This is a genomic window from Paenibacillus massiliensis 2301065 = DSM 16942, from assembly GCF_000377505.1.
Classification (GTDB): Bacteria; Bacillota; Bacilli; order Paenibacillales; family Paenibacillaceae; genus Paenibacillus; species Paenibacillus massiliensis.
Genome location: NZ_KB898187.1, coordinates 435,300 through 447,586, shown reverse-complemented (window position 1 = coordinate 447,586; position 12,287 = coordinate 435,300). Strand labels below are relative to the sequence as shown.

Genomic DNA, 12,287 nt, shown 5'->3' with positions numbered 1-12,287 from the left:
CATCTCGTACTTCTTTCGAAGTTAATACGAAATTCACAATTAATATCATGCTCTGCTGGGTAACGCTAGTAGGGCTTTTCTATTTTGATGGTGCGCTTTGAATAAAAGTGCATCAAGCCGTACAACTTAAGGAAAATATAGTAAAGAGGGCTTTTATGAAATTCAAAAAGCACAAAAAATTCTTTAAGCCAATGAATAATATTCCCAGAGACCATTACCACGATCCTAGTAACACAAACACTGAAGATATGTCTGACTTTCAGCAAAATAGCATAGTCGATTGGATTCAAAAAAAAATAGGTGGAAGTTCAGACGTCGTTTTCCGTACAGTAACCAGCTCAAGTGAAACGTACACTTCTAAAGTGACAATCATCTATATCGAAGGCCTTGTAGATCAACAATTACTGAGCAAGATGTTAGATGTATTGTCGAATACAGAGACTAGCCTTCGTAACGCACTCGACCCGGTAACCTGGCTGAGTACTCATCTTCCTGTAGGAAGTCTCCAGTCTACAGATACAAACAAGCTACTGAAAGCGATCCTTGATGGCCATGCGGCTATTATTGTTGATGATAAGAGCGCAGCCTTTACTGCGGCGATTGCGGGTGGAGCTCGAAGATCGATTGAAGAACCAACGTCACAAACGGTTCTACGCGGCCCCAAGGAGGGATTTACGGAGGACATCTCCACAAACATGGCTCTTCTGCGTAGAATAATTCGAACTCCGGAGCTGCAATTCGATTCTTTAGCAATTGGAGAATATACACAAACGAAAGTGTCTGTAGCATTTATTAAGGGTATTGCTGATCCGAATGTAGTTAAGGAAGTAAAGAAGCGACTGGAATCCATAAATACAGATAGTATCCTGGAGAGCGGATATATTGAAGAATTTATTCAGGACGGAGTATTTACCCCTTTTCCTACGATTATGAATACCGAACGCCCAGACGCTGTAGCTGGTGGTTTATTGGAGGGGCTAGTAGCGATTATAGTTGACGGTACTCCTTTTGTACTTCTTGCTCCGGTAAGTTTTTTCGGATTTTTTATATCAAGTGAGGACTACTATCAGAGATATGATATTGCTACTTTTTTACGCATCATTCGCTTCACCTCTTTCTTTGTTGCCCTCCTGCTACCTTCTGTTTTTATTGCAGTAACTACCTTCCAGCAGGAGATGTTACCCACACCACTGCTTATTAGTCTTGCTGCTCAGCGGGAGAATACCCCTTTGCCCGCAGTAGTGGAGGCTTTACTAATGGAACTGACTTTTGAAGTCATACGAGAAGCAGGTGTGCGTATGCCAAGGGCTATAGGTCCAGCTATATCTATTGTTGGAGCTTTAGTACTGGGACAATCGGCTGTTCAGGCAGGTCTTGTCTCTGCGGCCATGGTCATCGTGGTCTCGTTTACGGCTATATCCAACTTCGTGCTGCCTGCCATCAATATGGCTGCTGCTGTACGTCTGTTGCGTTTTGCACTCATGTTGCTTGCTGGCTCACTAGGTTTATTTGGCATATTAGCAGGGTTAGTACCGATCTTAGTTCACTTGGCATCCCTTCAAACATTTGGTGTTCCGTATCTCCAACCCGCGGCGCCCTTTAAGAGTAGCAATATGAAGGATTTTGTATTTCGTTTTCCTTGGTGGAGCATGCGAACAAGGCCTGCCATGATCGGTGATATCAATCGCATCAGGCAAGGTCCCAAGCAGAAGCCAAATTCTCTTTTGACAAGTGATGAACGGAATGATCACTCAGACAATTAGGAGGGGAATGGGTGCATAAAATCAGTAAACTTTGTGTTTCAGTTATTCTGATATTCATTCTTCCAGGATGTTGGAATCGAACGGAGCTCAATGAGATTGGAATTACGTCGGCTACTGGATTTGATCGGGAAGGGAATGATTGGTTAGCTACATACCAAGTCATCGTGCCTTCTTCCATCACCTCCAATACAGGAGGCGGTTCAGGCTCTTCCCAACCTGCGGTAAATGTATTCTCTGTAAAAGGCAGTACTATTACGGAAGCTGCCAGCTTAAGTAACCTGGATAATCCCCGGAGGTTATATTTTGCACATAACAACGTAGTTATCGTTGGGAAAGAGGCGATGGAGAAAGGAATTGCTCAACTCATCGACAACTATATGCGCAACACGGAGTCGCGTGAAACAGTGTGGCTGCTTCTGACAGATAAGAAAGCTGACAGTATTTTACGCAAGCTGATCCCACCTGAGAAGATACCGGGTTCAAGCCTTGCGCAGATTCTAATTAAAGAGAAAAGAATTGCGTCTATTTTTCCACCTGTAACTGTATTTGACTATGCCTATAAAATGAATTCTGACGCAAAAGCTATCGGTATACCCATGGTTACAATATCTGGTACAGAGTCCGAAAATGAAAAAAAGCTGGAATCACTGGATATCTACAAAGAAGTTACTCCATCACAAAGAGTTCGAATTTCTGAGCTAGCTATCATTCAAAACGACCGCCTCGTCGGATATATGAATCAGAATGAGAGCAGAGGACTCAGCTGGCTCACAAATAAAGTGAATGGAACGGTCTTAACCTTATCTTCCTCAAAGGAGAAACCTAGACAGGACATCTCTCTTACTGTTCTAAACTCCAAGACTAGACTTCAACTGATAAAAAAAGGATACAGCTACATAATGAATGTTCAAGTCAAAACAAAGGCGAATATAAGCGAATCTGGCTCCAAGTTGAATCTATCCCAGGTGACTGTGGTCAAGCAAATAGAGGCTCAGGCAGCAAAGAAAATTGGAGACGAAATTCGTGCGAGTTGGGAAGTGATGCAGCAGCTTGGGACAGACTTGGGCGGATTTGCTGATATTATCCATCGTGAGCATCCCAAGCACTGGAAAGAAATCGAAAATGATTGGGGGAAAGAGTTCAAGAACATGGATCTGAATGTTCAGGTTAATGTGACAATAAAACGACCGGGAATGTTTCAGAACTCATTTCGAAGTCTAGAGTGAAAAAATTCATCATTGAGGGAGAACGGACTTGAGTAAACTGACCCCACAGCTATCCGATCTGGTAATCACATTTGCTCTATTTGAAGTAGGAAGCACTACTTTGTTTTTATTAGGTGGGAGCGCAAAACAGGATGCTTGGCTGGCTATGTTAATTGGCTCTGTTATCGGATTTATCCTATTAATGATATATCTCTGGATACATCATTTGGATCGAGGCAGAGACCTATATGAGCTTTTACAATATTATATGGGGAAAATCCCTGGAAGGATGTTGGGTTTCCTATTCGCAGTGTATTTCCTGTACGAAGCTTCACGCAATTTGCGGGATATGGGAGAAGTAACGGAGCTTACTTTGTTGAACAGGACTCCCATTGCCTTTATTATGTTCATTGCTATCGTGGTTGTAGGGAATACAGCTAGATATGGACCTGAGGTGCTTATGAGAGCGTGCACCATCCTTTTTCCTGTTTTTGTGTTCGGCTACATTTCATTGTTGTTATTGATCGTAACCACAGGTTTGTTACACATCGAGAATATTCGGCCGGTACTCGAAAACGGCATAAAACCAGTTTGGAAAGCTGCTTTCCCGGAAATAGTCTCCTTTCCCTTTGGACAGGTGGTTCTGTTCTTGACCTTTTTCAAGCTCTCTGATTACAACTCGAGGTTTAATAAGTCTCTGTTAAGCTGGTATTGTGTCGTATGCATTATACTGACTATCTTTAATCAGATTCCTATTTTTGTACTTGGAGTCCCGATTGCTGCTAATGCGACAAACCCATTGCTGGAGACCGTGCAGCTCATCCGACTCACTGGGATTTTGGAGAGAATGGATGCTCTGTTTGCCCTAGTTTTTTTCCTAGGACTTGGTGTCAAAATGGCTGCTTTCTATATCGGTGCTGTCACAGGCTTAAGTCGAATTTCCAATGCTAGATATAAAAGTCTCGTAGTTCCCACAGGTCTAGCTATTTACTTATTATCGTTTCTATCGCCTACGTATGCAGAGTATATATGGTTAGGGTTGAACGTATCCGTTACATGGATAGCACCATTCTTTCAAATCCTGGTACCTCTGTTACTTGTGCTAGTTATGCTACTACGCAAGGGGAAAAGGTCACAATCCTCACAAAAAACAGGAGGAGAGCGATATAACCGCATATAAATATGTTAAAGGTTCGACTGAAAACTACGTCAAGAGAATTGGAGGCATTATGAAATTACGTTCTCTTTCCTACCTATGGAAGCTATTGCTATTCTCTGTGGTATTAGGCACTCTTCCAGTCATCGTACTAGGTGCCTTGTCTTATTACAATTCCTCTTTGACTGTACAGAAAAATGTGAACCGAGGAAATGAGCTGCTGTTGCAGCAGACACAGATGGGAGTCGAGCAGATGCTCAGGACCATTGATAACTCAGCAACACAGTTTTTACAGTCCTCGGTCGTGAGCCATGCCTTTAATAAGGAAATTACGAATCAGGATTTTGAAATGGTTCATGAATTATATAAAGGGATCGCCACGATCCAGACTTACGAGCTGGGTATTAAGGAAATCTACCTGGTCAGTCTTAGTAGGGAGTGGATGGTATCAGGCACTGGGATTAATGAATATAGCTCGCCCGGTTTCATGCCACAGATGGAAAGCTTCGCCCGTGAACAGACAGGCTCCTTCTGGATCAGGGATAAGAACAGTACTTCACATACGAGTGAATCCGTCTTTTTTGTGAAGAAATACCCCTTTAATGCGGCTAACCCCAAAGGCATCATCAGTGTTGCGTTATCTCCTGACGCGATCGCAAGAAGATTGTCTCTTCAGGACAACAAATTAGGAAACGCTTTCATTATGGACCATGAATTTAAACTGCTTCATCAGCGTGATGATGGAAGTGTACCAGGACACAGCCTATCCGGTGAGCCTTCTTTACAGCCTCTCAAGGAAGCAACTGCTAGTACAGGGCAGTACGTGACCAAGCAAAAAGGGGAGACCGTAACTATCACCTATCGCAAATCCTCTTATAATGGCTGGATCTACGTTTCCGTAGCTTCGAACGAGCAGGTCAATGAACAGAATCAAATGATTGGCTGGATGACGCTTCTTGTATGCTTTCTCATTTTGCTCATCACGTTAATTCTGGCGTGGATTGGCTCCAGAAGGATGTACAGTCCTATTCGTGCGATTAACACCGCACTTGCCGATGTAGCGGTGACAGCTGATCCGAAGGAGTCTGTGGGTGAGCTGCAGGCTATTGGAGAACGTGTTCATTTCCTGCTTCGCAATCAATCGCGGATTACTAATGAGCTTCAGGGACAGCAGACGCAATTGAAGGAATTTTTCATGCATAAGCTGTTCTCAGGAGAGATCAGCAATGATGATTTTGTGGAAAAACTGAGCTGGTATGGATGGAAGTGTCCGTGGCCGACCATGAGCCTGCTTGCCATTCAGATTGACACCCTTGAGGATACCCGTTATGAAGAAGGGAATCGAGATTTGCTCATGTTCGCTATCAATAATATGGTGGAAGAGCTCGTCCCCGCTGAGCAGAGGCTTCTCCCTGTAGTTCGTACAGATAGCCAAGTAACCTTGATCGGGACAGATCAACAGGGAGAGATGCTAAAGGCACAGCTATTTAAGATGTCCTCTGCAATTCAGGCCGCAATATCTCAGTATTTGAATATTAGTGTAAGTATCGGTATTAGCCGTCCATTCTACATGTTCTCTGCAGCACAGCAGGCTATGTATGAGTCTACAACCGCTTTGAAATTCAGCGCAGGTCTTGGGGAACAGACGATTTTGTTTATTGAAGATGTACAGCCGCAGAAGGGTGATCTGAGTCTTTTTCCGCGAGATAAAGAGCAGTCCTTATTCGATGCAGTCCGGTCTGGGGATTTATCACTAGCTGAGGTGGAGCTGAAGCATTTCATTGAAGCACTTTTCTTGGCACATGCGCCCTTTCAGGATTATCATTTGTCGCTGCTGCGTCTACTGGTGAGCTTTCTAAAATTTGGCCAAGAGCTATCGCTCCCAATGGAACGAATAGGGGAGGATGAAGCCCTACTAGTCCATGAATTGTTCAGGCTTCGCAATACCCGGGAGATGGAACAATGGTTCTGGTCGTTATTCGTGCAGCCTTACACCCTGGAGCTTGAGAGCAGACGAAGTCATCAATTTAAGCAAATTTCGGAGAGCATTATCGACATGATTCATCGGGAGTTCGATACGGAGCTGACGCTGGAGTATTGCTCCTCCCGGATTCATTATCATCCGCACTACGTGAGCCGTGTCTTCCGTCAGGAGACCGGCGTGAATTTTGGCGAGTATCTCACATCTTACCGCATGGAGATGGCGAAAGTCTGGCTCAAGGAGACCGATATGAAGATCGCTGAGATCGCTGAGCGATTGCAATATAACAATTCTGCCAATTTCATTCGCTCATTTCGCAAAATCATGGGAACGACACCCGGTAAATATCGGGAAGGATTGTAGCTCATAGGGTGGCCTGTAGCGATTACCATACCCCATAGGAGAGAGCAACACGAGCATTGTTCCTATGGGGTGTGGCATCCCGTGCTACGAAGGTCGTATTATTCTTGACTAGGTTATACCTGACTATGACAATTTAACGTGTACTCAGAGGATTACATGGCACAAGATATAGAACACATAGGTTATGACTTTCCTGTCTTGGCATATTCGGCATTGATCTCCTCAATGATTTTGCTTCCACCGCCTTGCAGCCACTTATCTACTGCCTGTTGCCACTCCTGCTCACTAGCTGTACCCATAATGAATTTGACGGTCGCATCCTGAATAATCTTATTCAGCTCATTTCCGAGCTCTATAGCCGTGTTCGAGATGAAAGGGGCTGCCGGATTGGGAGTGGCGAAGGTGGCATTGTCCTTGAATAGCTCCGTACTAAGCTGCTCCAGCTCAGTGCCATAGTTCTCGATCTCATTTTGCAAGATCATGAACTGGCTGCTGTCCGTCATCTCAGCCCGCGCCTTGGCATCCGTGCTCTGTACGTATTGTCCACTCTCCAACGTATATTGCATACCCTCAACGCCATACTTCAGCAGATTCTGAATTTCCTTCTCGGATACCTTGTCGAAATAGGAGAGGATATGCTTAAGCTCTTCCTCCGTTTTGACACTGGTTTTTGGGATCATATACATGCCCAGAAAGCCCGCTCCAGCGCGAGTAGCGTCGCCGTTTGGCCCTGCAATCCGGTTAATTAGATCAATCTTGGCTTCCGGTACGACCTTTTTGATGTTTTCCTCAATATTTTTACCGTCAATCATATTGTCGATCCAAAGACCAGCCTTGCCTTTGTACATGACCGTGCGGCCATCCTGCACTAGTGCGAAGTCCTGGTTAATCAGCTTCTCATCATATAGCCTCTTATAGAACTTCAGGGTGTCCATGTATGCCTCCGTCATGTGAGCAGGAATCATCTGACCATCTTTCAGCTCCCATTCATTCGGACCTCCCATGTACACCAGGATATCCTTAAAGCCAGCAATGTTATTGCCTTGCATGCCAACAGCGAGTCCAACTGTATCCTGGCGTCCGTTTTGATCAGGGTCCTGGTTGGCAAACGCTTTCAGAACTTCGTACAGCTCATCGAGGTTCTTGGGTGGCTCTAGCCCAAGATGATCCAACCAGTCCTGACGTATCATTAATCCGAAGCGTGCCAGGTCCCGCTCCCGGTATAGACCGTATATTTTGCCGTCGATGGAAACATTGTTCAATACGACATCCGACATCTTACTAAGATTCGGGTAGCTGCTCAGATACGGGCCGACTTCCCAGAACATTCCCGAACGGGCGGCATTAATGATGAAGGAGGCCTTAGGCTCCAAGGCAACGAATGCTTTTGGAAGCTCACCAGAGGCTACTGTGGCACTTAGTTTATCCGTATAAGACGAGGAGGGGACCCATGACACGGATAGGTCTGTATTGGTCTTCTCCTCAAGCTGCGCAAGAATGGAGCTGCTCTCAGGCATTTGCTCCGCATTATAGGTAGGCAGCATCATGGATAGCGTCAGTCTTCCTTCAGTGCTGCCTGGGCTGGCTCCTTGCGAGGCTTGATTATTACTCCCGACACAGGCGGTCATGATCAGGCTTAGCGAGACGAGCGCAGCTCCTGTGGCGAACCACGTTGTCCAAGGTTGTCTCTTCATTGATGATCCTCCTCTATTAAGAATCGTTATTTATAGGGTTGTCAGCCTTTTACTGATCCGAGCAGTACGCCTTTGGCAAAATGCTTTTGCAAAAATGGATAGACCAGCAAAATTGGTAAGGTAGACACGACGATGACGGCCATTTTCAGTGACTGCTCAGGTGGTGCAACATAATCTGCTTCCATTGCGGTAGAGTCTCCGATTCCACCAGAAGCCAGAATTACGAACTGTCGCAAAAGCACCTGAATCGGCCATTTCGTATTATCGTTGATATACAGGACAGCGTTAAAATAAGTATTCCAGTGGCCTACAGCATAAAACAATGAGAAGGTAGCAATGGCTGGCATGGATAAAGGGATTACAATTCGGAAAAACACACTCAGATCGTTACACCCATCTATCTTAGCAGATTCCTCCAGGCTTTCCGGTAGTTGCTGGAAAAAGTTGCGGATGATAATCAGGTTAAAGGCACTGATCGCTCCTGGAATGAGCAGGGACCAATACGTATTGATCATTCCCAGTTGCTTGACCACGAGGAAGGTTGGAATCATCCCGCCACTAAATAGCATGGTGAATACAATGAGCATCAGGATGGGGCGGCGAAAATCCATGTCCTTGCGGGCTAGCGGATACGCCATCAGGCAGGTGAGAAAGATGTTGATGAGTGTGCCGAATAGCGTAATGTAGATGGTAACGAACAAGCTTTTGACAAGTGTCGGGGTAGAGAAAATGTATTTGTATGCATCCAGTGTAAATTCTGTAGGGAATAAAATGAATCCACGTGTTAACAGCTCCTTCTGCGTAGCAAAAGAACCGGCAATCACGTAAATGAAAGGAAGCACGGTGAGCAGAGCGAATGCACTCAATAATGTGATGTTTAAGTAGTCAAAAATTCGGCTTCCCTTGCTGGGTCTGATCGACATTTCCCGTACACGCTCCTTCCCTAATAGATTCCTTCTTCACCGAATTTCTTGGCTAAATGGTTGGCTACGACGACCAGCACTAGACCAACGAGTGACTTGAACAAGCCAACAGCCGTACTGAAGCTATATTGCCCCTGGCTAATGCCGACGGAATAGACGTAAGTATCAAATACCTCTCCGACATCACGGTTCATTGCATTAAGCATGAGGAAAATCTGTTCAAAGCCTGTATCCAGGAAATGTCCGAGCCGAAGGATCAACAAGATTATGATGGTGCTGCGGATGGCAGGTAGCGTGATATGCCATAGCTGGCGAAGCCGATTTGCTCCATCCATGCGTGCCGCTTCATATAGCTGCGGATCAACTCCAGCAAGGGCAGCAAGGAAAATAATCGTACCCCAACCTGTCTCTTTCCAAATGACTTCAGCGGTCACGATGGTCCGAAACCAGTCATTGCTCGCGAGAAAGTTGATCTTCTCCCAGCCAAAGTACACCAGAAGATCATTCACAATACCACCTTCAGTGGTCAAGAAAATATAAGCAATTCCGACGACAACGACCCAGGACATGAAATGAGGAATATAGACCAGAGTCTGAATGGTTCGTTTGAACAGGTGGTAGCGAAGCTCGTTCAGCATCAGTGCTATAACAATCGGGAGGGGGAAGAAAAACAAAATGTTGAGCATGGCTAGCACTAATGTGTTGCGAAAAAGAACCACAAAATTCGGATCATGAAAGAAACGTTCAAAATGCTTCAAGCCTACAAATGGGCTCTCCCAGAAGCCAAGGAAGGGCTGATAGTCTTTAAATGCAATGAGAACCCCATACATTGGCCAATATTTAAAAATGAGAAAATACAATAGTCCCGGGAGAAGCATCAAATAAAGCCAGCGATTTCTTATCATTCGTCCTAATCTCGTGGGGGCTCTGGAAACAGGGTACCTGAGTGACTGCATATTCGCATTTCTTGGCATGTCATCACATTCCTTTCGCCTTCAGCTTCAATTGGAATTCAATCCATAGCTGTATCTTAGTGGCGGGGGCGAATTGCCGTCGATAGTCCCTGATTGTGGACGTAGCAGATAATTCGTGATTAAGGCGCCAATCATGCGGAGCAGTCATTAGTTGCATTGGTATTCAATGGTTGCTGTTAAGGGTGAAAATGGAGTAACGGAAGGAAGTAGGGCAGAGATATCAGAAAGTGAGCAACTAAATGAAAAAAGAAGCGTCTCCCTAGCTGGAGATGCTTCTTCCTAATAAGTGTATTCATGTGTCTTGCATAGTCTGGTCCAGGAGGAGCCCAGTAATTAAGATGGAATGGACGCTATAAGTCCTTGCTTGACCTTGTCCGATGCAGGCAGCAGCGGCAAGCGCAGTTGATCTGTGGCAATGATCTGTTGTTGGGTAAGCCACCACTTGATTGGAGCCGGTGCTGGCTCTGAGAATACTTGCTGAATGACTGGCTCCAGTAGTCTGAAGCTGTCCCGTGATCCGTTCACATCGCCAGCTACAAAACGCTGATAGATGTCTACATATTTCTGAAGGTTAATGTGTGCGGAAGCAAGCATGCCTCCAGCAGCTCCTTGGCATAGCATAGCATGGAAGTATGCATCTTCACCGCACAGGATAGGCTTTGTCTCATACTGAGTCAATTGCAGGAGGAGATCAAGGCCACCCGAGCTGTCCTTAAGTCCGATTACGCCTTCCAGATCCAGCACTTTCCGCAGAGTATCGAGTGTCATGCGACTCCCCGTACGAGCTGGAATCTCATAGACCAATACAGGCAAGCCAGCACGGGACACGGTGCGAAAATGTTCTACAATACCTTCTTGTGTTGGTCGATTGTAATAAGGAGTAACTACCATGGCTGCATCTGCACCTAGTTCAGCTGCCATTTCAGTCCGATGAACTGTTGAATACGTATCGTTGGTTCCCGTACCAACGACAATGGGAATCGTCTTGTTCATACTTGCGAGCACTTCCTGCGTGATCTGAACCAGCTGCTTCACTTCGTCCCAGGAGACGGTTGGCGACTCGCCTGTCGTGCCGTTTACGACAAGTCCTTGAATGTCATGGCTTGCCAGATGGGTAACGTACTTTCGATATGATTCGCAATCCAGCTTGTGGTCGAGTGAGAACGGTGTGATCACCGGTATGAAAATCCCATGAATCTGTTGTTCATTCATCATGATTAGTAATCCCTTTCCAATATGGTAAATCTAATGTACCATAGGTAATAACATCAGAGTTATCTATAATAAACGATCATTATAATCAATATTTTCGATGGGGTGGCTACATTGGATTTTATTTATCTGCAGACTTTTCGGGAAGTGGCCATACGGGAGAGCTTTACAAGGGCTGCGGAAGTGCTGGGCTACGCGCAATCCAGCGTCACGACGCAGATCCAGAAGCTGGAGAAGGCCTATCAAGTCAAGCTATTCGAGCGCTACAGCAACAACAAGATCCGTCTAACCTCTGCAGGAGAGGAGCTCTTCAAGCTGGCCGGACAAATGCTGGAGCTCTTCGAGCAATCCAAGGAGAAGATGGCCAAGCAGGGCGGTGGCTCGATGACGATCGGCACGATGGACTCCATTGCTTCGTATTTCTTACCTGCATATATGCAGTCTACTCGCAAGGAGTATCCAGAGCTAAATATACGATTAAATACGGATCGCGAGGAGTTGATCCTGCATCAAGTGAGAGAGGGAGAAGCGGACGTAGGACTTATCCTTGCCGATGATTCCAGTGATCCAGCCCTCCATTGGATTACGATTCGGGAGGAACCGCTTGTACTCATTGTTCATCCTAATCATCCGCTGATTCAGCAGGAACGAATTGAGCTCGCTGATCTGGAGGATACGGAGTGGATCTTGCCAGAGCATACCTGCAATTATAGACAGCTGCTGGAGAGATTGCTTCGCACGAACGGGATTTCTTATCGTGTCGGACTTGAGCTTGGGAATCCGGAGGCGATCAAGCGAAGCATCAAGAACGGTGAGGGCATATCGATTTTGCCACAGATGGCAGCCTTGGAAGAGATTGAGCGCGGGGAGCTAACGGTACTTCCTCTTCACCATCCAGAGCTCAAGCTGGAGATTCAGCTTGTACTTCATCCGAAGAAGTGGGTATCCAATGCTCTGCGCTTTTTTATGGATAGCCTTAGAGTGTAGTGATTTGGTGTGAGTTGTCCCGATTTCAT

The 12,287-nt window shown here is 45.6% G+C and carries 9 protein-coding genes; 5 read left to right on the top strand and 4 right to left on the bottom strand.

Going from position 1 to position 12,287, the window contains the following annotated elements:
- Positions 1-155: 155 nt before the first annotated feature.
- The 4 genes from D328_RS0108510 to D328_RS0108495 are packed head-to-tail and all read left to right on the top strand — an operon-like array spanning position 156 to position 6,468.
- Positions 156-1,763 carry a spore germination protein gene (locus D328_RS0108510; RefSeq protein WP_018884564.1) on the top strand — a complete coding sequence of 536 codons (1,608 nt, stop codon included), beginning with the start codon at positions 156-158 and terminating at the stop codon, positions 1,761-1,763.
- Positions 1,764-1,774: 11 nt separating this feature from the next.
- Positions 1,775-2,989, top strand: coding sequence for a Ger(x)C family spore germination protein (locus tag D328_RS0108505; protein WP_018884563.1), 1,215 nt, complete (start codon positions 1,775-1,777; stop codon positions 2,987-2,989).
- A gap of 28 nt (positions 2,990-3,017) precedes the next feature.
- Positions 3,018-4,148 carry a GerAB/ArcD/ProY family transporter gene (locus D328_RS0108500; protein ID WP_018884562.1) on the top strand — a complete coding sequence of 377 codons (1,131 nt, stop codon included), beginning with the start codon at positions 3,018-3,020 and terminating at the stop codon, positions 4,146-4,148.
- A 49-nt stretch (positions 4,149-4,197) separates the two neighbouring features.
- The gene (locus tag D328_RS0108495; RefSeq protein WP_018884561.1) at positions 4,198-6,468 is read left to right on the top strand and encodes a helix-turn-helix domain-containing protein; all 2,271 of its coding nucleotides are present in this window, start codon (positions 4,198-4,200) and stop codon (positions 6,466-6,468) included.
- A 182-nt stretch (positions 6,469-6,650) separates the two neighbouring features.
- Here D328_RS0108495 and D328_RS0108490 read toward each other — a convergent pair whose 3' ends face one another.
- The 4 genes from D328_RS0108490 to dapA all read right to left on the bottom strand — a co-directional run bounded on the left by D328_RS0108490 (position 6,651) and on the right by dapA (position 11,274).
- Positions 6,651-8,162, bottom strand: a complete 1,512-nt coding sequence (locus tag D328_RS0108490; protein ID WP_018884560.1) for an extracellular solute-binding protein — start codon at positions 8,160-8,162, stop codon at positions 6,651-6,653.
- Between the two features lie 41 nt (positions 8,163-8,203).
- Positions 8,204-9,085 carry a carbohydrate ABC transporter permease gene (locus tag D328_RS0108485; RefSeq protein ID WP_018884559.1) on the bottom strand — a complete coding sequence of 294 codons (882 nt, stop codon included), beginning with the start codon at positions 9,083-9,085 and terminating at the stop codon, positions 8,204-8,206.
- A gap of 20 nt (positions 9,086-9,105) precedes the next feature.
- Positions 9,106-9,990: an ABC transporter permease gene (locus D328_RS0108480; protein ID WP_018884558.1), complete on the bottom strand. Its 885-nt coding sequence runs from the start codon at positions 9,988-9,990 to the stop codon at positions 9,106-9,108.
- Between the two features lie 402 nt (positions 9,991-10,392).
- Entirely contained in the window at positions 10,393-11,274 is an 882-nt protein-coding gene (dapA, locus tag D328_RS0108475; RefSeq protein WP_018884557.1) for a 4-hydroxy-tetrahydrodipicolinate synthase, read from the bottom strand.
- Positions 11,275-11,385: 111 nt separating this feature from the next.
- On the opposite strand from dapA, the gene D328_RS0108470 reads away from it, so the two are divergent.
- On the top strand, positions 11,386-12,258 hold the full coding sequence (locus tag D328_RS0108470; protein WP_018884556.1) for a LysR family transcriptional regulator: 873 nt from the start codon (positions 11,386-11,388) through the stop codon (positions 12,256-12,258).
- Positions 12,259-12,287 lie beyond the last annotated feature (29 nt).

Bases quoted from the DNA above. Each gene is read 5' to 3' on its own strand.
- D328_RS0108510 (WP_018884564.1), top strand. From the start codon at position 156: ATGAAATTCAAAAAGCACAAAAAATTCTTTAAGCCAATGAATAATATT.
- D328_RS0108495 (WP_018884561.1), top strand. From the start codon at position 4,198: ATGAAATTACGTTCTCTTTCCTACCTATGGAAGCTATTGCTATTCTCT.
- D328_RS0108490 (WP_018884560.1), bottom strand. From the start codon at position 8,162: ATGAAGAGACAACCTTGGACAACGTGGTTCGCCACAGGAGCTGCGCTC.
- D328_RS0108485 (WP_018884559.1), bottom strand. From the start codon at position 9,085: ATGTCGATCAGACCCAGCAAGGGAAGCCGAATTTTTGACTACTTAAAC.
- D328_RS0108480 (WP_018884558.1), bottom strand. From the start codon at position 9,990: ATGATAAGAAATCGCTGGCTTTATTTGATGCTTCTCCCGGGACTATTG.
- dapA (WP_018884557.1), bottom strand. From the start codon at position 11,274: ATGATGAATGAACAACAGATTCATGGGATTTTCATACCGGTGATCACA.